Origin of the sequence: Streptomyces sp. NPDC057617 (assembly GCF_042800555.1) — a bacterium.
Classification (GTDB): Bacteria; Actinomycetota; Actinomycetes; order Streptomycetales; family Streptomycetaceae; genus Streptomyces.
In genome coordinates, this window is the sequence record NZ_JBHVGV010000001.1 from 542,112 (window position 1) to 562,820 (window position 20,709).

Sequence of the window (20,709 nt, forward strand, 5' to 3'; positions counted from 1 at the left end):
ACCGAGTGACAACAGCACGGTGGCGCTCTGGCCCGCTTGTGAAGCGACTGCCTGTGTGTCTCACCAACACGGCGATACGGAGCAGCGCCAACGGCGATCACCGCGGCCAGCCCGGAGACGAGGGCCAGCAGTCCGAAGAGGTGCGGGGAGCCGCCCAGAGGGGTGGCCAGGGCAGCTCCGGCGACGGGCGCGAGCGCGGACGTCGTGGTGGCCGGGGCCACGAGGAGCCCCGACAGCCGACCGTACTGGCTCGTCATCTGGGTGGCACACAGCACCAGGAGCGCAACGCGCGGCCAGGTCAGTCACGAGTCGCAGCAGCCGCCCGCCGGGGCCCCCTTCGTCACAGCCGGGGCCGGGGCGCCGATCTGTACGAGTTCCGGCGTCGGCGTGGCGCAGCAGCCTCCGGCGTCGGCCTGCTGCTCGGCGGCCGGTTCGTCGAATAGCCCGGCACCGCCGCACACCCCGCTCTCCGGCAAGGTCAGTTCGACGCGGTCGGCGGATTCGATGTCGCCGGCGATCGCGGCGGCGACGGAGCGCACCTGCTCATAGCCGGTCATCGCCAGGAAGGTCGGTGCGCGGCCGTACGACTTCATCCCCACGAGGTAGACACCTTGCTCCGGGTGGGACAGTTCGCGGTGGCCGTGGGGGTAAACCGTGCCGCAGGAGTGGACGTTCGGGTCGATCAGCGGTGCGAGTTCCAGGGGCGCCTGGAGGCGTTCGTCCAGGCCGAGACGGAGTTCGGAGAGGAAGGACAGGTCGGGGCGGAAACCGGTCAGGACGATGACCTCGTCGACCGGGTCGAGACGGCGGCCGTCGTCGGCCACCAGTACCAGCCGACCGTCACCGTCGCGTTCGACCGCCCCTGTACGGAAGCCGGTGACGGCATCGGCGTGACCGTTGTCCACGGCCGCCTTGGCCGCGAGGCCGAGGGCTCCTCGGGCGGGCAACTGGTCGGCCGCACCGCCGCCGAAGGTGGAACCGCTGATACCGCGCCGCAGGATCCACACGGCATGCGTACCGGGAACGTCCTCGGCAAGGTCGGCCAAGTAGGCGAGCGCCGTGAAGGCCGACGCACCAGAGCCGATGACGGCCGTGCGCTTGCCCGCGTAACGGGCCCGTACGACCGGGTCCTTGAGGTCGGGGACGCGGTACGAAATCCGGTCCGAGGCCGTACGTTCGCCCAGCGCGGGCAGTCCGTCGGCGCCGATCGGGCCGGGGACGGCCCAGGTACCGGAGGCGTCGATGATCGTACGAGCAGTGATCCTCTCCTCGGTGCCGTCCGCGTACGCGACATGGACGGTGAAGGGCTGCTTCGCCCGTTCGGCGTCCACAACCCGGTCGCGTCCAAGGCGGGAGACACCGGTGACGCAGGCGCCGTACCGAACCCTCTCGCCGAGGATGTCGGCCAGTGGCTGGAGGTAGAGCATCGCCCAGTCGCCGCCGGTGGGGTAGGTGGACCTGTCCGGCGCGGTCCAGCCGGTGGGGGCGAGGAGCTTCTCGGCGGCCGGGTCGACCAGCTCGGCCCAGGTGGAGAAGAGCCGTACGTGACTCCACTCCCGTACGGCACTCCCCGCGCGCTCCCCTGCCTCCAGGACCAAGGGCTCGATACCGCGTTCGACCAGGTGGGCGGCGGCTGCCAGCCCGACCGGACCTGCTCCGATCACCACGGTGGGCAGGTCGCTGGTGGGCACCTCGGTCGTCGGCACAGTCACGGCGACTCCCTCTTGTTTCGACGTTTATCGATGGATTGCACCGTCAGGGTTCCACCTGATTTGATAACTGTCAACATAGACATTCATCGAAACAAGAGATCCATCACAAAGCAAACCCACGTGACAGCCATCGACGGCGGGGAGTCCTGGCTCACCGCCGCGTACGCCCTGCGTCTACGCGGGCTGGAGCCGCCAACGCTGGAGGCGCCCGAACGGGCGGTCGGAGTGGCAGCGCACCCCGTGACGCGCGGCGCATAGCGCGACGAACGACCACATGCCCCGCCCGGCGGTAACGGTGGAAGGCGACCCCTGTGAGGTTGGTTCGACGCGTGTCAACATAGACGTATGTCGAATACGAAGGCGCTGCCGCTGCTGGATCCGGAGGTGGCGCCGTGCTGCCCGCCACTGTCCGAGCGGGCGCTCACGGCCGAGGAGGCGGTCCGTACGGCCGCGATGTTCAAGGCACTTGGCGACCCGGTGCGGCTGAGGCTGTTCTCGCTGGTCGCCTCGCACGAGGGCGGCGAGGCCTGCGTCTGCGACATCTCGGACGTCGGCGTCTCCCAGCCCACCGTCTCCCACCATCTGAAGAAGCTCCGCGAGGCCGGTCTGCTCACCTCGGAACGGCGCGGGACTTGGGTGTACTACCGCGTCGCCCCCTCCGTTCTCGCCGCCATGGGCCAACTCCTCACTCAGCCCGGCTCGTGAGTATCAAAGCCGGCGTGCTGCTCCGCCCGCTCATGGCCGTGCACGCCGGCCAGGTGCTTGCGATCTACCAGGCGGGGATCGACGAGGGGAACGCGACGTTCGAAACGGCCGCGCCCTCGTGGGAGGCATTCGATACGGGGAAGCTGCCGGAGCACCGCTTCGTCGCGCTGGCGCCGGACGGTCGTCGCGTGCTGGGCTGGGTCGCCGTGAGCAGGGTCTCCGAGCGCGCCGCGTACGCCGGGGTGGTCGAGCACTCCGTCTACGTCGACCCCGAGGCGCGCGGCCGGGGCGTCGCCCGTACGCTCCTGGACGCGCTGATCACTTCGACCGAGGCCGCGGGCATCTGGACCATCCAGTCCGGCATCTTCCCCGAGAACACCGCGAGCCTGGCCCTGCACCGCCGCGCGGGCTTCCGGATCATCGGCACCCGCGAACGCGTCGGCCGCCACCACGGGACCTGGCGCGATGTGCTGCTCATCGAGCACCGTAGCCCGGTCGTCGACTGAGCAGTACGGCGATCTCCCGGGCGGTGCCGCCGCTGCGGACAATCTGGCGATCCGGTGTGTCAGTGCCGACTGGCACTATGGCTGGGTGAGCATCGACACTGAGTGGGCGCGCTCCGAGTTGGCGGAGTTTCTGCGTCTGACAGCGCTTTACTTCCCGCCGGATCCGCCCGGCGTGATCACGATTTCCAGTGCAATGGCCAATCGAGGCTCGGAGGCGAACATCGTCGCCAGCGCGTATGTGGTGGAACAGATTCTTGGGCGGGTGCTCCCGCGCTGGCGGACAGACGTACCGGACGACAAGAACGAGTCGGTCAACCGGTGGTGCCAGCATCGTGAGGCAGCTCAGCGCGCGGACGCGGCTCTGGCACGAGACGAGGAGATCCGTCAGCGCCTGGGGGATGATGCCCCTGAGCTGAGTGCCAGCAGCATGCACCAGTGGGTATGGGACGGTGCACGTTCCCTTTGGCGCAGCGGACATTTCCGCGAGGCCGTCACCGCGGCCGCCCGGAAGGTGAACGCCGAGACGCAGAATAAGGTTCAGCGTCGGGACGTGAGCGAGACGAAGCTTTTCCAGCAGCTTTTCTCCGCTGATGATCCCAAGCCGGGCCAGCCGCGCTTGCGGCTGATGGCCAATGACGGAAGCGACACCTTCCGCAGCGTTCACCGTGGAGCCATGGCCTTTGCAGAGGGGTGCTACGCGGGAATTCGTAACCCCAACAGCCACGAGGACGGCTTGCCGGAGCTACCCGAGAACGAGGCACTGGAACAACTCGCCGCCCTCAGCGTCCTCGCACGCTGGGTTGACACCTCGACTGTCGTCACAGCCTGAGCAGCCCGGGTCTCAGCCCAACAGCTCGGCGGTCGTACGGAACTCGGCGCGGATGACATCGGCGGCGAGCCTTGCCCAGCCGCCGATCACCACAGCATCAATCACCGCGCTCCGTCAGTGCGTCACCGCTCTCGTACGGGCGTGGCGAGGGCCGTGGCGGCGAACTTCTTGCGCCAGGCCAGCGATACGTAGACCAGCGCGATCACCACGGGTACCTCGATGAGCGGGCCGACCACGCCGGAGAGCGCCTGGCCGCTGGTGACGCCGAAGGTGGCGATGGCGACGGCGATGGCCAGTTCGAAGTTGTTGCCGGCGGCCGTGAAGGCGAGGGTCGCCGTACGGTCGTACGCGAGCCCGAGCGCCTTGCCCAGCGCGAAGGTACCGAAGAACATCACCGCGAAATACACCAGGAGCGGTAGGGCAATCCGGGCGACGTCCAGCGGCTGTGAAGTGATTGTCTTCCCCTGCAGAGCGAAGAGGATGACGATGGTGAAGAGCAGTCCGTACAGCGCCCAGGGGCCGATCTTCGGCAGGAACTTCGCCTCGTAGCCCTCCCGGCCCATGGACTTCTCGCCGAAGCGGCGCGTCAGGAAGCCCGCCAGCAGCGGTACGCCGAGGAAGATGACCACGTTCAGGGCGATCTTCCACATGGAGATGTCGAGGCTCTCGCCGTCGCCGAGGCCCAGCCAGTTCGGCAGCAGGTCGAGGTAGAGCCAGCCGAGCAGGCCGAACGCAACAACCTGGAACACGGAGTTGAGCGCGACGAGAACGGCAGCGGCTTCGCGGTCGCCGCAAGCCAGATCGTTCCAGATGATGACCATGGCGATGCAGCGGGCGAGGCCGACGATGATCAGGCCGGTGCGGTATTCGGGCAGGTCCGGCAGGAAGATCCAGGCCAGTGCGAACATCACGGCCGGTCCGACAAGCCAGTTGATGACCAGCGACGACACCATCAGCTTCCGGTCGCCCGTGACGGCGTCGAGCTTGTCGTAACGCACCTTGGCCAGCACCGGATACATCATGATCAGCAGGCCCACCGCGATGGGCAGCGAGACCCCACCGATCTCGACTTTCGCCAGAGCGTCGTTGAGCCCTGGGATCAGTCGGCCGAGGCCCAGCCCAAGCCCCATCGCGATCAGGATCCAGACGGCCAGGAACCGGTCGAGCGTCGAGAGCTTCGCGACAACCGAGTCCTCGCCCGGTGGGACGGGTGCGCTGGTGGTTGTCGGTTCGGTGCTGGTCACGGACAGGCCCTCTTCGTGTCGGCGGCTCGGGTGGTACGGGCGGTCGCGGCGAGCGCGGCGAAGGAATCCGCCACGGATTCGATGACGTCCGGGCGCAGCTTGTAGTAGGTGAAGCGTCCGCACGGCTCGGTCTCGACCACTCCCGCTTCGCGCAGTACGCGCAGGTGGTTGGAGAGGTTGGTCTGCTTGGCGCCGGTCTCCTCGACCAGGTGTGTGGTGCAGAGGGTCTCATGGGCGAGCAGGGTCACGATCCGGAGCCTGAGCGGGTCGGCGAGCACCCGGATCAGGTCAGTGTCGACTGACGTCATCATGGGCTGATACTGTCACATCAGTGGCGGGTGACGCCACCGGGCGCTGATGTCATTCACCCCTGAATTTCATCGCGAGACGCGCGAGATGCGCGAGACAAGAGAGACCCGTCTGATGTCCGACAAGCCTTCCGTGCTGTTCGTCTGTGTCCACAACGCCGGCCGCTCCCAGATGGCCGCCGCCTGGCTGACCCACCTGGCCGGAGACCGTGTTGAGGTCCGCTCGGCGGGCTCCGACCCGGGCGACTCGGTGAACCCGGCCGCAGTCGAGGCCATGGCGGAGGTCGGCATCGACATCTCCGCCGAGATCCCCAAGGTCCTCACCGTGGAGGCGGTTCAGGAGTCCGACGTCTGCGTCACCATGGGCTGCGGGGACACCTGCCCGGTCTTCCCCGGCAAGCGCTACCTGGACTGGACGCTGGACGACCCGGCCGGCCAAGGCGTCGAAGCCGTACGGCCCATCCGCGACGAGATCAAGAAGCGCGTCGAGGGCCTGATCGCCGAGATCGCGCCGGAGCCGGGGACCGCGGCGTGAGCGAGATCCGGAACGTCATCGTCATCGGCTCGGGCCCCGCCAGCTAAACCGCCGCCCTCTACACGGCCCGCGCCGCCCTCAAGCCCCTGGTCTTCTACGGTTCGGTCTCCGTCGGCGGCGCGCTGATGACGACCAACGAGGTCGAGAACTTCCCAGGCTTCCGCGACGGCATCCAGGGAGGACGAACTCTCCGGGCGCGGTGTGTCCTGGTACGCCACCTGCGACGGATTCTTCTTCCGCGACCGCGACATCGTTGTGGTCGGGGGCGGCGACACCGCCATGGAGGAGGCCACGTTCCTCACCCGTTTTGCCAGGTCCGTCACCGTCGTCCACCGGCGCAGCACTCTGCGGGCCTCCCAGGCGATGCAGAACCGGGCGTTCGCCGACGACAAGATCTCCTTCGCCTTCGACACCGAGATCGCCGAGATCAAGGAGGAGGGCGGTACGCTCTCCGGCCTGGTCCTGCGCGACACCTTCACCGGCCGGACCCGCGAACTCGCGGCCACCGGCCTGTTCATCGCCATCGGCCACGACCCCCGTACCGAACTCTTCACCGAACAGTTGGAGTTGGACGAGGAGGGCTACCTCAAGGTCGACGCGCCCTCTTCCCGTACGAACATCCCCGGCGTCTTCGCCGCAGGCGACGTCGTGGACCACACCTACCGCCAGGCCATCATCGCCGCCGGCACCGGCTGCACCGCGGCCTTGGACGCCGAGCGCTACCTCGCCGCGCTCTCCGACAGCACGGACCCGCCCGAACCGGAGAAGACCACGGCCCCTGCCGCCAGCTCGCCCCCTCACTGGAGGCGATCGCCGCCGAACACGGCGAAAAGATCGAGATCGTCAAGCTCAACATCGATGAAAACCCAGCCACCACAGCCCAGTTCGGTGTGATGTCCTTCCCGATGATGAACGTCTACGTCAGCGGCGACATCGCCACGGCCATCATCGACGCCAAGCCGAAGGCCGCCCTCGAACACGACCTCGCCGACTTCCTCAACTAGTGCTGTGACAGAGAAGGTTCACCGGGCTGGGTCGTATCGATGGCTCCCTGCGCCAGTACAGTCGGTGCACTGAAGGAGCAGAGGAGTCCCGGTGCGCAAACGAGACAGCAAGACTCATGGCCACGGCCAGCGGGCCGTGACCATCAGGTGGATACAGGTCGGGCTGTTCGGAGTCGTTGCCCTGCTGGTCGGATTCCGTATCTGGGAGCCAGAGCACAGCGACGGTTCGAGTTCGATCGTATTCGGGCTGATGGGCGCATCGGCACTGTCCATTGGCGTACTGGGACGCTATCGGGCAAACGCCGCCCAACGATCTCGGTGACTCACCTTCCAGCCGGCTCAGGCCGCCGCTGACAGGGGCCGACCACCACCCCAGCGGCTGCCTTTCTCACTGCGGATGCGGGCGCGTTCACGTCTTCGGCGGCCAGGACGTCGCGGTAGCGGGCATTGGCGTTGCGCCGGCGCAGGTAGGCGTGCAGGGCCCGGGTCCGCACGGTGTGGTTTGAAACGTCAGGCCCCAGCAGGTTCCCGTGTCCCCTCAACGCATCGTCGCGGTCGGCGGAAGCGACGCAGGCATCAGCGCCGCGCTCCGCGCCCGCGAACTCGATCCCGACAGCAAAGTCGCCGTGGTCGTGGCCGACGGCTACCCCAACTTCTCCATCTGCGGCACCCAGTGAGCGCTGACCGCGCCGGTGCCGACGATCAGTGCGTCGTACGGCAACTCCTCGATGTATCCGTCGGCGTCGCGGCTCGAAGGCGTCGCCCATGCTGTGCAGCAGGTGGACGCCGTCGCGCGGTCCGAGGGCGTCGGGACCGGACAGCCCGTCGATCGGAGGCCTGGCCAAACGAGTCGATACGTACGCCACGGCCCGCTTCCACGCGATGAACATCACCGACATCAGCGACCTCGACCTCCCGTACACACCGCCGCTGGGCTCCCCATGGGACGCCGTTCAGGCCGCCGCTCAGGAGTGGGAGCGGTCAACGCGCGCGGGCCGACGGGAGCGGCTCAGTGCCCACGGCGGGAGCTGAGGCCGAGGCCGACGAGGGCCAGGAGCATCCAGCCGGTGAGGTAGGTGAACGCGGCCATGGGGGAAACGGCCGACCAGAGGATGCCGGCGATGCCGCTGGCGGCGAGGTTGCCGAGTGACTGGACGGTGGCGAGCATCCCGAAAGCGGAGCCGCGTAGTTCCTTGGGGGCAAGTGCGGCGACGGCGGAATGTTCGGCGGTTTCGACCGCGCCGATACCAACGCCCGCCAGCACGAAGGGGATTGCCAGAAGCACAATGGCAGCGTTGCCGACCGCGAACAGAGCGTAGGCCAGGGCGAAGGCACCAACGCCACAAGCCAGGACGAGAATCGGACCGCGCGTGCCGAGCCGGTCGGAGAGCCTTCCAGCGGGGATCGACGCGATGGCTGCCGCGAGGTTGTACGCCGTGTAGAGGCCAAGCGCGATCGTCGTGGCAGTCTTCGTACCGTACCCAGGGGCCAGCAGGTCGGTAGCCCGCAAGATGAGCAGGGTCGCGGCGACGTTGCCGACCTCGAATGCGGCGACTGCGGCCATCAAGCGGCCGAGGCCGCCTTTGAGTACCGGCCGAATCCGGATCTTCAGCGGCACCCTGTCCCGGCTGGTGGGTCGAGGGGTCCTGCGGATCGCGTAGATGATCGCGACGGCGGCCAGCAAGCCTGGGATGACGGACAGGGCGATGGCCCAGGTCACTCCGAGCCACGCCACCAGGCCGAGCGCGAGCAACGGTCCGAAGATCGCACCGAAGTTGTCCATCATGCGCTCGAAGCCGTAAGCCCGCCCGTACATCTTCGCGGGCACGATGTCCGCGAGCAGTGCGTTGCGGGCCGGCACCCGCAGACCACGGGAGGTCCACGCCGCGGCACGCAGGACACCGACCTGCCAGACCGCGGTCGCCCCGGCCGTAGCAGCGCCCAGGACCGCGGTGGTCACGTAGCCGCCGACAGCGACCTTACGGCGGCGGGCCGGATCGTCGGCGAGAACGCCTCCGGCGAAACGGGCGGCTCCGGCGAGAGCATCGGACACGCCCTCGATCACACCGAGGGCCGCGGCCGGGGCTCCGAGCGTGGACGTGAGCAGCGACGGCAGCAGCGCCGTGGGGATCTCGTGCCCCACATCGGCCAGCAGACTGGCGGTTCCGATACCGCGGACACCCGGCGTGAGCCATTTCCGCCGGTCGGTGGCATCCGGGCCCGCGGGCGATTCCGTCTCGGTCATGGAGTTCAGTCTGCCGGGTGCCATCCTCCAGGGACAGCGCGTGACCTGCCTCAACGCGGCAGGTTCGTCCGGCGGAACGTAACTCTCGGTCGCCTTGGTCTGCTCACCGTGGGCAGCATCGTCGCGGTAGCCCGTCGTCTCCGTCACGCAGATGATTTGGCGGCCCGCGAGCCTGGGGTACGTATATCGGCTAGGCGGTGCCCGGGCCCAGGATGTCGCGGACGCGGCGCAGCCCGACAGAGCAGTGGGCATCCCACTGCCGTCGGGGTGACGCCATGGGCGGAAGAGCCCCGGTTGCGTCCGCCGTGGGTATCTGTGGTTCAGGGGAGGTAACTGCCGGTAAAGACGCCGTCGAATCCCAAGGCGATCAGGCCCTGCTCGACGCTGGGGTAGATCGCCCTGTCCGGTGTGGCGATCATGGCGTCGAAGTCGGCGCGGGTGATCTCGGGTTCGAGCCACTGGTTGCTCCATCGGCAACGGATCCAGACGTGGCGGCCCTGGTTGATACGTGGCGGCCCTGGTTGATCAGGAGCCAGTCGCGGCGTGCGCGGCGGGTCGAGCACCGAGCGCGTCGCCCTCGTCCAGCGCGCCACCCTGGCGTATCGGCGGACCGCGGTGGCCCTCCCTCGGCAAAGGCGCCACCCCCGCCACCAGCAGCGACAGCTGCTGCGCCACGCAGGCCGCCAACCCTGCCCCCGCTGCCGCAGGATGCGGCTGCTGAACCGGCGTCGGCGGTACCCGCGCACCGGACATTGCCCCGACGGCCCTTACTTGGCGGCTGGATACGACGAAGCCCCCTCACCGTCCGGGAGGGGGCTTCGTCGTTGCCATTCAGCAGGAGGCCGGCGGGACGCTCTGCTCGTACTGGAAGATGTTGCGGGGGTCGTACTTCTGCTTGATCTGGCGCAGGCGGTCGAAGTTGCCGTCCCAGTAGGCGGTTTCCCACTCCTGCATGCCGATGTTGGGGACGTTGACGTAGGCACCGTCTACGTAAGGCCGCAGTGCCTGGCTGAACTCCGCGATCCACGCCTGGGCCTGCGTGGTCAGTTCGTCGCCGCTGCCCGGCACACCGCGCTTGCCCCAGCCCGCGCCCGGCTCGGAGTAGAACAGCGCGTCGCGGTGCGGGAACGACGTGCCGCCGCGCGGAGCCTTCCTGACCGCACCGCCGAACGCCTGGGTGAAGAAGTTGCTGTCGTCCGTCGGCGCGTCCCGCATGAACGACGCGATCACCCTGATCGCCTCGTCCGGGAACGGCTTCTTCGTGAACTGGGAGAAGAACTTCCAGTTCGCCGGCTCGTCCTCGGTCGGGGTCTGGAAACTCGCGTACACATCGCCCCAGTTGCCGACCTGCGTGGTGACCTCGGGACGGCCGATCGAGAGGATCGGCGCCAGCAGCTTCTTGGCTTCCGGGGGCGTTCCCTCAGCCAGGACCGCGAACAGCAGGATCTGGTTCGGGTGGATCTCCAGCTGGGTGCCCATGCGGTTGTCGGTGACCGGGGCCGTACGCTGCCAGGCGTCGAACACCCTGTGCAGGTCTCCGAGCCCGTCCCACGTGGCCGTCAGATAGGTGACGCTCTTGAGCGGGGCCACCTTGTAGGTGAGCGAGGTGACGATCCCGAAGTTGCCGTTGCCCGCGCCGCGAAGTGCCCACAGCAGGTCGGAGTTGTGATCCAGATCCGCCTTGATCACCTTGGCACACATGGCGCCCTCCGGCACGACGACCTCGGCGCCGATCAGGCTGTCGCAGGCCATGCCGAGGTAGCGGGTGAAGAAGCCCAGGCCGCCGCCGAGGGTGGCACCGACGAGGCCCACGGAGCCCTCCGTGCCTGTCGTCACCGCGAAGTTCTTCTTCGCGAGCGTCGTCACCGCTTCCAACTGGTTGAGCCCGGCACCCACAGTGGCCGTACGGGCGTGGGCGTTGATGTGCGCGGACTTCAGCTCACTGACGTCGATCACGATGCCGTTGTCGACATTCGACCAGCCTTCGAGACTGTGGCGGCCACTGCGCACCCGCAGCGCGACGTTGTGCTGCCGCGCCCACGTGAAGGCGTTGACGACGTCCTGGGTGTTCTGGGCGAAGACGATGACCAGCGGATAGTGCACGAACAACTCGTCCCAGCCCTGGCTGGCGTCCGCGTAGTTCGGGTCGTTCGGGCGGACGATGCGCCCGGTCAGCCTCGCCGGCGCACACGTCGTACCCCCAGCCCCGACGGCCTCAGCCCCGGCATTCACGGCGCTCGCGGCCGAGACTTCGGCGGGCTCGACACCCGAGACGACGACCGCACCGGCGCCGGCGGCCGCCGTCGCCTTGAGCACTCTGCGACGGGAAAAGTCGTTCATGGTCCGTGTCCTCTCGGCTGCCACTGACTCGAATCACCCCTTTATGGGTGATTTGCGCGAAGCGGACGGTAGCAAGAGTGGCTGCTGAGGGCCGTCCCGACACGCACGAGAAGACGGCATTGAGAGCGCGACATCGTGCTTGTGGCGGCAGAAGTACGGCGGGGAGCCCGCGCAAGCCGCTCCCCGCCCCGACCTGGCGCCCGGATCCCGGCCGGAGGCAGCCGACGCTGTTCGAGCGGATCCCCCGTGAATACAGTCGGCTCGCCCTCACGGGCGCCGACCTGGCCGGCCCCTGGCCGGCCGGGGCGAAGTACCTCGCCCACCGGCTCTCCGAGGCCCGCGGCCGGGGCCGCGACATCCGCTTCGCCGCCAACCGCAGCCTGGCCTCTGTCGAGTCCGGATAGAGGTTCGCTTCTCTGAACCAGGGCGCATATCGAGTCGTGATCAATAGGTGGTCTGGGTGAGGACTTTGCCCCAGATCATCGAGGCACGCAGGAGCAGGCCGGCGAAGTAGCTGTCCGGGGTCTTGTCGTATCGGGTGGCGATGCCGCGGCCTTGAGCTTGTTGGTCAGCAGTTCGACGGTGTTTCCCTCCTTGCAGAGGTCGGCGTCGTGGCTGACAGGTCGATTGAGACTGCGACGGATCCCTTCCCCTGACCCGACCCTGACCGTTTTTCGCCCTGCGCCCCGATCGCCCCTGAGCGGTCCCCGACCCGACCCGGAGAAACCCCTGACAGGGGCACCACATAGGCGACTGTGCACCTACCGTGACGACGGTGCCCCCGGCCGGGCCCGCACGCCTGACACAACCGCTCTCTTCACGAGGAGGATCCATGCCGTTAAGGGGCAGATCCGCACTGCGGCGCATCGCCGCGCGGGGCACGGCCATGGTGGTGGGAGCCGCTATGGCCGTCATCACCGGCCTCGCCGCCGCTCCCGCGGCCCACGCGTCGCCGTCTGCCGCCGGGGCCCTGCGGTGGGCACCGTGTGACGACCCGGCGAAGCCGGGAGCCGAGTGCGCCACCCTTTCGGTGCCAGTCGACTGGGCCCGCCCGGACGGGCCGAGACTCGACCTGGCCGTGGCTCGCCGCAAGGCCGCCGACCCCGGCGCACGCGTCGGCTCGATGGTGTTCGGCCCCGGCGGGCCGGGCGACTCGGGTGTGGAGATGGTGGTGCGCCGTATCAGCCGGTTCAGCCCCGAGGTCCGCCGCAGGTTCGACATCGTCAGCTTCGACCCGCGCGGCGTGGGCGGCAGCAACCCGGTGACCTGCTCCGGCGACCTGCTTGCCAAGCGGCCGTCACCGGAGCTGAAGAGCCAGGCGGACTTCGACGCCACCATGGCGTACAACAGGCGGCTCCGTGCCGACTGCCGGGCGCATACCGGCCCGGTGTTCGACCACCTTGACACCGCCCAGACGGTCCGGGACGTGGACGCCCTCCGGGCCGCCCTCGGCGAGCGGAAACTGACCTTCCACGGCAGCTCGTACGGCACGCTGCTCGGGGCACAGTACGCCGAGACCTACCCGCGCCGCGTGCGCGCGATGGTGCTGGAGAGCGTCATGGACCACAGCGTCCCGACCACCCGTGACTTCCTGCAGTCCGAGGCGGCCACAGCAGAGGATTCATTCCAGGAGTTCGTGAAGTGGTGCGACGGTGCCGTGGACTGCGCGCTGCACGCCCGCGACGTCCGCGCCGTCTGGCAGGGCCTGTTGGCCCGGGCCGGGCGCGGCGAGCTGGAGGACCCGGCGAAGCCGGGCACCTCGCTGTCTTCTTCGGACCTGGTCAACAAGATCGCGTTCCGGATGTTCTACCAAGCCGACTACGCGGGCCTGGCCACGGCGATCGCGGGGATGGCCGCGAGCAAGCCGCTGCCCGCGTCGCCCACCTCGATAGCGTCGCTGCCCTCAGCCACCCCGGTCTTCTGCTCGGACTGGCACCTGCCGGTGCGCGACTACCAGGAGTACGCCTCGCTCGTCGCCATGATGAACATGACCGCGCCTGACCTGCCTTACCTGCTGCCGATCCACATGGCAGCAGCGTGTCTGGGCGCGCCGACCGCCAACCCGCAGCACCGCCTGGACACACACGGTGCCCCGCCGATCCTGGTCTCCAACGCGCTGCACGACCCCGCCACCGGCTACCCGTGGGCGGTCTCGGTGGCCCGGCAGCTCGGCCGCAGCGGTGTGCTCCTCACCTACGAGGGCCACGGCCACGGCAGCGTCACCAGCGGCCCGTGTATGGAGGACGCCGTGGACAGCTACCTCACCGACCTGGCAGTCCCACCCCGGGGCACCAGCTGCCCGCCGTGCCGTCCTGACAGCTTGCCGATCCGGATCCGCCTGGGGGCGGATCCGGTAGGAAGACGATCGTGACGCGTAGGCAACTCACCGACGACCAGGAAGCCCTGGCGCGCGTGCGTGAGTTGGTGCGGACGTGGGGTGCGAGCCCGTTCTGGTGGTGGTCCCGAACGAGCGGGACCGAGCGGGACTGCTGGAGGCGACCGCCGCGCTGTTCATCGGGCTCTGGATCGGAGAGGGAGCGGATGTCCAGGCGCTCGCCCCTCCGCTCGCCTGTGCGGCCGGACCGAGTCGCGAGCAAGCACAGGGTGGCAAACCGAGTGTGCGTTGAAGCCCCGGCCGGCGCCGGCGCTCTGCTTACGGCTCAGTGGAGCGTGCGGCGATGTCACGGAAACTGGGCATGCCCAGATCGATCGCTCGCTGGACTCGTGCCGACTGGGCATTGAGTTGCGCAAGCTTGGCGTCGGCAGCGGCGAGGCTCACCTTGAGGCCCTCGATCTCGCCGAGCCGGCCTTCACGCTCGGCTTCGACGATTCGATCAGTGAGGTAGTCCCTGATCTCGATCAACCGGGGTCGCTGGGCGGGGTCGGGCCGAAGCATGGGGCAGCGGATGCAGGCGTGCTCGTGGATGCACGGGGTGCCGAACGCTCGGCTGCAGGTTCCGATGGAGAGCTTGCGGCGCTGGAAGTGGCCCAGGAACTCATCCAACTCTTCGTTGGTCGGGGTGCGGTATTCCTCGCTCGGACGTGTTGCCCGGCGACGGGCGATGAAGGCGCGGTGTGCCTCGATGGCCTCCATCGGCTAGATCGCCTTGTAACGCATGGTGGTCGAAATACCGTCGTGGCCTGCGAGGATCTGCGCGATGTGCGACGGCAGGCCGTTCATGACGGCATCCGTGATGAAGATCCTTCGGAAGTCGTGGGGCTGGTAGTCGAGCGGCTGGCCGGGGTGTCGGTCAGTGACAGCTCCGGGTCGCGGGCCATGCGGTAGGCCGCGGTGTGCCGAAGATCGTGAAGGGTCCAGTTCGACCCGAGGAACTCGTTGGCCCGCTTGAACATCGCCCTGGCCGCGAAGCAGCTGAGCGGACGCCAGGGCCTCCGCAGCGTCCACCACAACGTGGAGAACCGGTACGGCCACCTCCGTGACCTCCTCGCTCAGGCCGCGGACGCAACTGGCGGACGGACCATCACCCTGGAGGGCGGCACCTACCAGCGCCTGTGGAGCCGGGTGGACGAACGCCGCGTCCGGCTCGGAGGACTGGCGAACGTCCGCGTCCGCGACCTGGAGAGCGGCAAGTACATCAACGTCACGCACGCCGAGGACGCCGCTTTCTGGGAGTGGGCGATCGTTGAGGTCCTGCGGCACTCAGGCGTGCGTATAGAGGAGGCCCTGGAACTCACCCATCTCAGCATCCGGCAGTATCAACGGCCCAACGGCGAGGTCATCGCCTTGCTCGTAGTCGCTCCCTCGAAGAGCGACCGGGAACGCGTCATCCCGATGTCCGCCGAGCTGTTCGCCGTCATCGCGGCCATCGTCCGCCGCCACACTGCCGGCGGCCAGACCATCCCGCTGCTGCCCCGCTACGACCCGAAGGAACGGCAGAGCAGCCCGCCAATGCCGTTCTTGTTCCAACGCAAGATCGGGACCAAGCACGAGGTCATGTCGGACACCACCGTGGTGAACATGCTGAAGCGCCACTGCGTCGAGCTCGCCGAACAGCACCCCGGCTTCCTTGCCACCAGCTTCACGCCGCACGATTTTCACCGACTCCTGGCCACGGAGCTCGTCAACAGCTGGCTCCCGATCCACATCGGAGCAGCCCTACTCGGGCATTTGAATCTTCAAACGACTCGCGGTTATGTCGCCGTGTTCAACGAGGACGTCGTCCGGCACTACCAGGGATTTCTCGACCGGCGCCGCCAAGCCAGGCCAACCGACGAGTACCGGCCGGTCACCGAACCCGAATGGCTCGGCTTCGAGGAGCACTTCGACCAGCGCAAAGTCGAGCTGGGAGGATGCGCCCGCCCCTACTCGACACCTTGCCAGCATGAGCACGCCTGTCTGAGATGTCCCATGATCAACATTAATCCGAAGATGCTGCCCCGCCTCGACGAGATCGAAGTCGACCTTCTAACCCGCCGGGCCCGAGCCGAAGCAGAGGGGTGGCTCGGTGAGATCGAAGGAATCGACCCCACCTTGTCTTTCCTGCGCCAGAAGCGGGACCAGACCCGTCGACTCGCCAGGGTCGCACCGGTCGACCTTGGCATACCCGGCATCTCGCAGCGATCAGCGGCCAGGCGAGAATGAGCGGATGTATTGCCTGCAGGCGGTCATCGCCACCGAATCCGTGCTCCGCGAGTTGGCCGGCTCCATCACAGAGGCGTGCATCGTTCCTCTCGGTCAACACCTCTGGCTCTTGCCGATGACCGGCGCACTGTTCGATGCGGTCACGGCCGCCGGAGCACCCGAACTCGACGGGTCCTGGAAGGCGCCAGCAGGCTTTGATTGTCTGCTGACCGCGTACTCGGAGACAGGACCGGTGGCCTACGTCGAGGCCGAGTACTTCGGCGGGGCAGGGACTCAAACCGCGCAGGTCTGGGATGCCGGGAAGATAGTCCTTGGCCCATTGTGCCTGGCCGAAGGGGAGCCCTCGCCGACGAGCGGCACTCCGATCTCTCAGGCACTGCGGCGACTCGGCGCTGCCAAGGGCAATCACATCGACGAGTTCTCCGCAGTCGGACTCGGCCGCCACCGCGACACAGACGACTGGCTCTAGCCCACGTACCGGTCAAGGCCCGACGAGCACACCACTCGACTTGGTGAGGGGAAGGAGCGTAAGTGCTATGGACCGACCAGCAGTGCGGCCAATTCGCCTCGGCTGCTCGACTGGTGCAGATCACTGACTTGGCCGTCACCGACTTCGACGACCCGCCACACGCCGTCCGAGCGAAGGGCCACGTCGGTTGTGACGAACCGGCATCCTAGGCGCCGCACTGCAGGCCCGATGTGGTCAAGGTCGGGCACCAGCCCGCGCTCAAACGGGCTATCCGGATGGGGCGTCAGCAGCCTGGGTTCACCATCGAGCCACCAGACGCGCACTTCAGCCGCGACGGACTCAAGCCGCGAGAACGCCTCGAAGGCGCGGAGAACGATCCCACCAGCCAGGAACTCCTCCTGCAACTCTACAAAGCGCTGCACGACCCGCGTCAGCTCCACAGCGTCGGCGAGATCGAGAATGAAGCACGCCTGCTCCCACTCGTGCTTGCGCGATTTGACGTAGTCCTTCACGATTCCCGAGCCTGGCAGCAGGGGCTCGGCGAGAGCAGCCAGGTCGTCGGCGGTCAGCATCTCACCGGGCTTCGTGGGACGCCACACGCTCGCGGGCGTGATGTCGATGAACGTTGCATGCCAGCCTGGCAGTTCGTGAGCGGTGCGGTATTGCTCCGGTGTCACGAGCAGCTTGATGCCACGTCGGCTCAGGGCCTCAGCCAACGCGGCGTATCGATCGCTGGGAATCATCCAGCCTCGGTACCACGCACTTCCCAGCCCAGCCGGAACTTGTGCGACTGCCTGCTGCGCGTCGTCCTGCAACAGCGCGTCGTGGTCGATCAGCCCTACTGCCCCGCCACAGGCGCGGACCTCCCGAGCTTCCAGCGCGAAGTGTTCGTCCACGCGTCGAGGGTTCAACGAATCACGGCAGTACAGGACGGGCATCGGCATGACCGACACGCTACGGAACCTCCAGCTCTTGGGCCACGGGTTTCGCGCTGCCAGGCACGGCATCTTGCCAAGTACAGAGAAGGAACCTGTACCAACGCAGCAGGTCCATGCCGTACGACCGGATCGTGGTCGGCGGCTTCGAGGCCGCCTGCAGTTCAGCGAACCACTCTGCCACCGGCTCGACAACGACGTTTGAAGGGGCCAGCAGCCTGTATGGCTCCTCCGCCCTCCTCGTCTCCTCAAGCCGACCGATCTGCGGCACGATCAAGTTCGCCAGGTCCCTGCGGACTTGGCAGGCAAGGCCTGGGCCGTGGTCACAAGGTCGGCCGGATCGACGGTTCAGAAGATCGATGACAATCCGCTGGTGATCGAGGACACGAGTTCCTTGCCCTCCTCCGCGACCTTGTTGACCACCGGGGAGATCGCCTTCTTGGCCGGGACCAGCCACTTCCACTGGCTGCGGGTGAACACGTTCAGGGCGGTGCCGCCGACGGCACGGAGTCGTAGAACTCGCCACTGGAGAAGCCGTGTTCGATGCCGGTGACCACGGCGCTCAGCGCGGCGGCGCCGAACGAGACGGCGCCAAAAACCGCCTCGGCCGCGGCCAAGGGCGGGAACGCGAGAGCGGCCAGGCCGAGGCCGACAGCGACGAATCCCGTTCCGATGCTGATGTAGCTGAAGGCATCGGCGTTGAACTGGGCGTCGTTCCACCACTCGTCGTTGTCGCCGTTGCTGCCGTTGGGATTGACCTGGTCGTGGGTCCCACGAAAGGACCGACGGGTTCCGGTTCGTGCTCTCCATCACATCGAGGGAGTAAGGGAGTTGGGCGTTGTGGTCCGGGCGTGGACGGTAACGTGTCCACAACGGCAGCCGGTCGAGGGAGGTGTGCCCGTGGTGCGTCGTGCAGTGGCGGCTCTGCTCATGCTCGTCGCCGTCGTCCTGGTGCACGCTGTCACCCCGCACCATGCCTGGACCACCCCTCGCGTCAATGCGGCGAGCCAGACACAAGACCGGGTGCACAGCACCCCGCATCTGATGTTCGAGGTCCGGGCGCCGAGCAGCCTGCACGACGATCAGCAGGATCCTCTCGCACTACCCAACCGGGTCCAGAACAGCCCTGTGGCCATGGGTGCGATCGACGGCAGTCAGACGGACGACGCCGTCCGGGAAAACTACGGCGCCACGACCGCTTCCCGTCTCGCGACGGCCCGTAACAGACACCGCCCCACTGGCGCCGCCGCGCCCACTCCCAGCACACTGCAGACCTTCCGCTGCTGAGCGGTCCCGCGTTCCCAGCCCACGCGCCTTCCTGCTCCGGCGTCCTGCGCGCCGTCGCTGACGTGTGCCCACTGGCTGTGAACGCCTCCCGTACGCGCACTCATCCGTACGACGAGCACAAGGCCGACCATGCAACCGCTCATCGACCATGCCCGGAGCTTCCCCGCCGCGATCGCTGACCGACGGCACGAGTTCGCCCAACTGGCCCATGGCCAGCGGCCGCTCGCCCTGTTCATCTCCTGCTCGGACTCCCAGGTCGTACCCACCCTGATCACCGGCGCCCGCCCCGGTCAGCTTGTGCTCCGCGCCTGAACCGCGGGCGCTGCAGCCGGCCGGCCGGTCCCCCCACTATGTGCCGACAAGGAACATCCTCATGCCTCAATTGAAAACCGTCGGATACGCGCTGCGTACCGACGCTCCCGCCTCCCTCGTTGTCTTCCTCGTTGCCCTGCCTCTATGTGTAGGCGTCGCGGTCGCCTCCGGTGTGCCCGCCGAACTCGGGCTGATCACCGGCATCGTCGGTGGTCTGCTCACCGGTCTCCTGCCCGGCAGCAGTCTGCAAGTCAGCGGGCCCGCCGCCGGGTTGACTGTGCTCGTGGCCGAAGCCGTCCGCGGTTACGGTCTGCCGACGCTGGGCGTCATTGTGCTGGCGACCGGGCTCCTCCAGATCGCGCTCGGCGCGATGCGGCTGGGCGGCTGGTTCCGTGCGATCTCCGTCGCCGTCGTCGAAGGAATGCTCGCCGGCATCGGACTGGTCATCATCGCGGCCCAGTTGTACACGCTGGCCGACACCCCGGCGCCCGCCTCCGGCATCGGGAAAATCACCGGACTGCCCGCACTGTTCGGTGTGGTGGCCGCTTCGCCGGCCGCCGCGTCCGCGCTCGCTCTGGGCGGGGCAGCCATCGCCGTGTGCGGGTTGTGGCGGTGGATGCCCGGGGCGCTGCGGCGGGTGCCCGGCGCCCTCGTCGCGGTTCTGATCGCATCCCTGGCCGCCGCGGTACTGGATCTGCCGGTGACCACCGTCGAGGTCAGCGGCCTCTTGGACGCGGTCAACTTCCCCTCCGTACAGGATGCTGGAGCGCTGACGGGGCTCGGTGTGCTCGCCACAGTTCTGGCCTTCACTCTCATCGCATCCGCGGAGAGCCTCTTCAGCGCCGCCGCCGTCGACCGCCTCCACGATGGTCCCCGTACCCACTTCGACAAGGAGCTGATGGCACAGGGCGCGGGCAACGCGGTGTGCGGGCTGCTCGGGGCGCTGCCCATGACCGCGGTGATCGTCCGCAGCGCGGCCAACGTCCAAGCGGGGGCGAAGACCAAGGCGTCCCGGGTCCTGCACGGGGTGTGGCTGCTGCTGTTCGCGGCGCTGTTCCCCGCAGTCCTGGGACTGGTCCCGGTGGCGGCCCTGGCCGGCGTACTCGTCTACGCCGGATTCAAGCTGCTGCCCCTGCGGCAGTTGCGTCCGATGTGGCGCACACACCGAGGCGAGGCGATCATCCTGCTCACCACCGCCACAGCCATCGTGACCGTCAACATGTTCGAGGGCGTGCTAATCGGTCTGGCACTGTCCGTAGTGAAAACCGCCTGGGACATCTCGCACATCCAGATCGACGTCAATCACAACGATGACACCGGACCGTTGATGGTCCGTATCGCCGGTTACGCGACCTTCCTGCGTCTGCCGAAACTCCTCGACACACTGGGCTCCCTGCCCGCCGACCGGCCGATCCACCTCGACCTCACGGGACTGCGCCACCAGGACCACGCATGCACCATGGCGCTCCTGGCCTGGGCTGAACAACACAACACCCGGGAATCGCAACGGGTCCGCGTCATCGCCGCTTCCTGAACCGCACCGCTGCACCACCTTCCGCGGACCAGAGCCCCCCCCCACCCGGCCCCCCCCCCCCCCCCCATGCCCCCCCCCCCCCCCCCCCGCCGCGTACCCTTTCCCGGATGAATGCCAGCGACCGCACCCCCGCCGACCTGC

At 67.9% G+C, this 20,709-nt stretch carries 24 protein-coding genes and 6 pseudogenes; 17 read left to right on the forward strand and 13 right to left on the reverse strand.

Annotation, left to right across the window (positions count from 1 at the left end; genetic code table 11):
- Positions 1-302 precede the first annotated feature (302 nt).
- Complete coding sequence (locus ACFU9P_RS02420) at positions 303-1,712, reverse strand: NAD(P)-binding domain-containing protein (RefSeq protein ID WP_384077292.1); 1,410 nt, start codon at positions 1,710-1,712, stop codon at positions 303-305.
- Between the two features lie 120 nt (positions 1,713-1,832).
- Here ACFU9P_RS02420 and ACFU9P_RS02425 point away from each other — a divergent pair, with 120 nt between their 5' ends.
- From ACFU9P_RS02425 to ACFU9P_RS02440, 4 genes are all read left to right on the forward strand, one after another.
- Positions 1,833-1,970 (forward strand): hypothetical protein, encoded by a 138-nt coding sequence (locus ACFU9P_RS02425; RefSeq protein ID WP_384077294.1) that lies wholly within the window; start codon positions 1,833-1,835, stop codon positions 1,968-1,970.
- Between the two features lie 87 nt (positions 1,971-2,057).
- Positions 2,058-2,417: an ArsR/SmtB family transcription factor gene (locus ACFU9P_RS02430; protein ID WP_384077296.1), complete on the forward strand. Its 360-nt coding sequence runs from the start codon at positions 2,058-2,060 to the stop codon at positions 2,415-2,417.
- Between the two features lie 32 nt (positions 2,418-2,449).
- Positions 2,450-2,923, forward strand: coding sequence for a GNAT family N-acetyltransferase (locus ACFU9P_RS02435; RefSeq protein WP_376376804.1), 474 nt, complete (start codon positions 2,450-2,452; stop codon positions 2,921-2,923).
- Positions 2,924-3,008: 85 nt separating this feature from the next.
- Positions 3,009-3,752: a TIGR02391 family protein gene (locus ACFU9P_RS02440; RefSeq protein ID WP_384077297.1), complete on the forward strand. Its 744-nt coding sequence runs from the start codon at positions 3,009-3,011 to the stop codon at positions 3,750-3,752.
- 122 nt (positions 3,753-3,874) lie between these two features.
- Here ACFU9P_RS02440 and arsB read toward each other — a convergent pair whose 3' ends face one another.
- Positions 3,875-4,996, reverse strand: a complete 1,122-nt coding sequence (arsB, locus tag ACFU9P_RS02445) for an ACR3 family arsenite efflux transporter (RefSeq protein ID WP_384077299.1) — start codon at positions 4,994-4,996, stop codon at positions 3,875-3,877.
- Entirely contained in the window at positions 4,993-5,307 is a 315-nt protein-coding gene (locus tag ACFU9P_RS02450) for an ArsR/SmtB family transcription factor (protein ID WP_384077301.1), read from the reverse strand. Before ACFU9P_RS02450 ends, arsB begins: the two co-directional genes overlap by 4 nt.
- A gap of 112 nt (positions 5,308-5,419) precedes the next feature.
- Here ACFU9P_RS02450 and ACFU9P_RS02455 point away from each other — a divergent pair, with 112 nt between their 5' ends.
- The 3 genes and pseudogenes from ACFU9P_RS02455 to ACFU9P_RS02465 all read left to right on the forward strand — a co-directional run.
- A complete protein-coding gene (locus ACFU9P_RS02455) occupies positions 5,420-5,839 on the forward strand; it encodes an arsenate reductase ArsC (protein ID WP_384077304.1) in 420 nt (139 codons plus the stop codon).
- Positions 5,836-6,610: pseudogene (locus ACFU9P_RS02460) on the forward strand (NAD(P)/FAD-dependent oxidoreductase); the annotation flags it as partial. The gene ACFU9P_RS02455 and the pseudogene ACFU9P_RS02460, both read left to right, overlap by 4 nt.
- A gap of 2 nt (positions 6,611-6,612) precedes the next feature.
- Positions 6,613-6,843, forward strand: a pseudogene (locus ACFU9P_RS02465) (thioredoxin family protein); the annotation flags it as partial.
- 339 nt (positions 6,844-7,182) lie between these two features.
- On the opposite strand, the pseudogene ACFU9P_RS02470 reads toward ACFU9P_RS02465, so the two are convergent.
- A pseudogene (locus ACFU9P_RS02470) lies at positions 7,183-7,346 on the reverse strand (IS630 family transposase); the annotation flags it as partial.
- 27 nt (positions 7,347-7,373) lie between these two features.
- On the opposite strand from ACFU9P_RS02470, the gene ACFU9P_RS02475 reads away from it, so the two are divergent.
- Together ACFU9P_RS02475 and ACFU9P_RS02480 are read left to right on the forward strand one after the other, a co-directional pair.
- Positions 7,374-7,520, forward strand: coding sequence for a hypothetical protein (locus tag ACFU9P_RS02475; protein WP_384077934.1), 147 nt, complete (start codon positions 7,374-7,376; stop codon positions 7,518-7,520).
- Between the two features lie 88 nt (positions 7,521-7,608).
- A complete protein-coding gene (locus tag ACFU9P_RS02480) occupies positions 7,609-7,875 on the forward strand; it encodes a hypothetical protein (protein WP_384077935.1) in 267 nt (88 codons plus the stop codon).
- On the opposite strand, the gene ACFU9P_RS02485 is transcribed toward ACFU9P_RS02480, so the two are convergent.
- The 4 genes from ACFU9P_RS02485 to ACFU9P_RS02500 all read right to left on the reverse strand — a co-directional run bounded on the left by ACFU9P_RS02485 (position 7,853) and on the right by ACFU9P_RS02500 (position 11,428).
- Positions 7,853-9,088 carry an MFS transporter gene (locus ACFU9P_RS02485; protein ID WP_384077305.1) on the reverse strand — a complete coding sequence of 412 codons (1,236 nt, stop codon included), beginning with the start codon at positions 9,086-9,088 and terminating at the stop codon, positions 7,853-7,855. The genes ACFU9P_RS02480 and ACFU9P_RS02485 overlap by 23 nt on opposite strands.
- 320 nt (positions 9,089-9,408) lie before the next feature.
- Positions 9,409-9,651 (reverse strand): hypothetical protein, encoded by a 243-nt coding sequence (locus ACFU9P_RS02490; protein ID WP_384077307.1) that lies wholly within the window; start codon positions 9,649-9,651, stop codon positions 9,409-9,411.
- Positions 9,614-9,763 (reverse strand): hypothetical protein, encoded by a 150-nt coding sequence (locus tag ACFU9P_RS02495; protein ID WP_384077309.1) that lies wholly within the window; start codon positions 9,761-9,763, stop codon positions 9,614-9,616. The genes ACFU9P_RS02490 and ACFU9P_RS02495 overlap by 38 nt, the downstream gene beginning before the upstream one ends.
- A 156-nt stretch (positions 9,764-9,919) precedes the next feature.
- On the reverse strand, positions 9,920-11,428 hold the full coding sequence (locus ACFU9P_RS02500) for an FAD-binding oxidoreductase (RefSeq protein ID WP_384077311.1): 1,509 nt from the start codon (positions 11,426-11,428) through the stop codon (positions 9,920-9,922).
- A gap of 119 nt (positions 11,429-11,547) precedes the next feature.
- Here ACFU9P_RS02500 and ACFU9P_RS02505 point away from each other — a divergent pair, with 119 nt between their 5' ends.
- Positions 11,548-11,832 carry a hypothetical protein gene (locus tag ACFU9P_RS02505; RefSeq protein WP_384077313.1) on the forward strand — a complete coding sequence of 95 codons (285 nt, stop codon included), beginning with the start codon at positions 11,548-11,550 and terminating at the stop codon, positions 11,830-11,832.
- A 40-nt stretch (positions 11,833-11,872) separates the two neighbouring features.
- On the opposite strand, the pseudogene ACFU9P_RS02510 reads toward ACFU9P_RS02505, so the two are convergent.
- A pseudogene (locus ACFU9P_RS02510) lies at positions 11,873-12,132 on the reverse strand (hypothetical protein); the annotation flags it as partial.
- A gap of 128 nt (positions 12,133-12,260) precedes the next feature.
- Here ACFU9P_RS02510 and ACFU9P_RS02515 point away from each other — a divergent pair.
- Positions 12,261-13,799: an alpha/beta hydrolase gene (locus ACFU9P_RS02515; RefSeq protein ID WP_384077315.1), complete on the forward strand. Its 1,539-nt coding sequence runs from the start codon at positions 12,261-12,263 to the stop codon at positions 13,797-13,799.
- Positions 13,800-13,816: 17 nt separating this feature from the next.
- Positions 13,817-14,055, forward strand: a pseudogene (locus ACFU9P_RS02520) (NADP oxidoreductase); the annotation flags it as partial.
- Between the two features lie 26 nt (positions 14,056-14,081).
- On the opposite strand, the gene ACFU9P_RS02525 reads toward ACFU9P_RS02520, so the two are convergent.
- The gene (locus ACFU9P_RS02525; RefSeq protein WP_384077317.1) at positions 14,082-14,522 is read right to left on the reverse strand and encodes an integrase; all 441 of its coding nucleotides are present in this window, start codon (positions 14,520-14,522) and stop codon (positions 14,082-14,084) included.
- A 252-nt stretch (positions 14,523-14,774) separates the two neighbouring features.
- Here ACFU9P_RS02525 and ACFU9P_RS02530 point away from each other — a divergent pair, with 252 nt between their 5' ends.
- Positions 14,775-16,031 (forward strand): tyrosine-type recombinase/integrase, encoded by a 1,257-nt coding sequence (locus ACFU9P_RS02530; protein ID WP_384077319.1) that lies wholly within the window; start codon positions 14,775-14,777, stop codon positions 16,029-16,031.
- Between the two features lie 4 nt (positions 16,032-16,035).
- A complete protein-coding gene (locus tag ACFU9P_RS02535; protein ID WP_376386911.1) occupies positions 16,036-16,500 on the forward strand; it encodes a hypothetical protein in 465 nt (154 codons plus the stop codon).
- Between the two features lie 65 nt (positions 16,501-16,565).
- On the opposite strand, the gene ACFU9P_RS02540 is transcribed toward ACFU9P_RS02535, so the two are convergent.
- From ACFU9P_RS02540 to ACFU9P_RS02550, 3 genes are all read right to left on the reverse strand, one after another.
- Positions 16,566-17,444 carry an ATP-grasp domain-containing protein gene (locus ACFU9P_RS02540; protein ID WP_384077321.1) on the reverse strand — a complete coding sequence of 293 codons (879 nt, stop codon included), beginning with the start codon at positions 17,442-17,444 and terminating at the stop codon, positions 16,566-16,568.
- 339 nt (positions 17,445-17,783) lie between these two features.
- Positions 17,784-17,915 carry a hypothetical protein gene (locus ACFU9P_RS02545; RefSeq protein WP_384077323.1) on the reverse strand — a complete coding sequence of 44 codons (132 nt, stop codon included), beginning with the start codon at positions 17,913-17,915 and terminating at the stop codon, positions 17,784-17,786.
- Between the two features lie 2 nt (positions 17,916-17,917).
- Positions 17,918-18,052 carry a hypothetical protein gene (locus tag ACFU9P_RS02550; RefSeq protein WP_384077325.1) on the reverse strand — a complete coding sequence of 45 codons (135 nt, stop codon included), beginning with the start codon at positions 18,050-18,052 and terminating at the stop codon, positions 17,918-17,920.
- Between the two features lie 283 nt (positions 18,053-18,335).
- On the opposite strand from ACFU9P_RS02550, the gene ACFU9P_RS02555 reads away from it, so the two are divergent.
- The 3 genes and pseudogenes from ACFU9P_RS02555 to ACFU9P_RS02565 all read left to right on the forward strand — a co-directional run bounded on the left by ACFU9P_RS02555 (position 18,336) and on the right by ACFU9P_RS02565 (position 20,568).
- Positions 18,336-18,722 (forward strand): hypothetical protein, encoded by a 387-nt coding sequence (locus ACFU9P_RS02555; RefSeq protein ID WP_384077327.1) that lies wholly within the window; start codon positions 18,336-18,338, stop codon positions 18,720-18,722.
- A 129-nt stretch (positions 18,723-18,851) separates the two neighbouring features.
- Positions 18,852-19,019 (forward strand): annotated as a pseudogene (locus tag ACFU9P_RS02560) (carbonic anhydrase); the annotation flags it as partial.
- Positions 19,020-19,095: 76 nt separating this feature from the next.
- Complete coding sequence (locus tag ACFU9P_RS02565) at positions 19,096-20,568, forward strand: SulP family inorganic anion transporter (protein WP_384077329.1); 1,473 nt, start codon at positions 19,096-19,098, stop codon at positions 20,566-20,568.
- Positions 20,569-20,709 lie beyond the last annotated feature (141 nt).

Excerpts from the sequence above, each read along its gene's own strand:
- ACFU9P_RS02540 (WP_384077321.1), bottom strand. The coding sequence starts at position 17,444 with ATGCCGATGCCCGTCCTGTACTGCCGTGATTCGTTGAACCCTCGACGC.
- ACFU9P_RS02480 (WP_384077935.1), top strand. The coding sequence starts at position 7,609 with ATGCTGTGCAGCAGGTGGACGCCGTCGCGCGGTCCGAGGGCGTCGGGA.
- ACFU9P_RS02485 (WP_384077305.1), bottom strand. The coding sequence starts at position 9,088 with ATGACCGAGACGGAATCGCCCGCGGGCCCGGATGCCACCGACCGGCGG.
- ACFU9P_RS02565 (WP_384077329.1), top strand. The coding sequence starts at position 19,096 with ATGCCTCAATTGAAAACCGTCGGATACGCGCTGCGTACCGACGCTCCC.
- ACFU9P_RS02430 (WP_384077296.1), top strand. The coding sequence starts at position 2,058 with ATGTCGAATACGAAGGCGCTGCCGCTGCTGGATCCGGAGGTGGCGCCG.
- ACFU9P_RS02535 (WP_376386911.1), top strand. The coding sequence starts at position 16,036 with ATGTATTGCCTGCAGGCGGTCATCGCCACCGAATCCGTGCTCCGCGAG.
- ACFU9P_RS02435 (WP_376376804.1), top strand. The coding sequence starts at position 2,450 with ATGGCCGTGCACGCCGGCCAGGTGCTTGCGATCTACCAGGCGGGGATC.
- ACFU9P_RS02450 (WP_384077301.1), bottom strand. The coding sequence starts at position 5,307 with ATGATGACGTCAGTCGACACTGACCTGATCCGGGTGCTCGCCGACCCG.
- ACFU9P_RS02455 (WP_384077304.1), top strand. The coding sequence starts at position 5,420 with ATGTCCGACAAGCCTTCCGTGCTGTTCGTCTGTGTCCACAACGCCGGC.
- ACFU9P_RS02500 (WP_384077311.1), bottom strand. The coding sequence starts at position 11,428 with ATGAACGACTTTTCCCGTCGCAGAGTGCTCAAGGCGACGGCGGCCGCC.
- ACFU9P_RS02515 (WP_384077315.1), top strand. The coding sequence starts at position 12,261 with ATGCCGTTAAGGGGCAGATCCGCACTGCGGCGCATCGCCGCGCGGGGC.
- ACFU9P_RS02525 (WP_384077317.1), bottom strand. The coding sequence starts at position 14,522 with ATGGAGGCCATCGAGGCACACCGCGCCTTCATCGCCCGTCGCCGGGCA.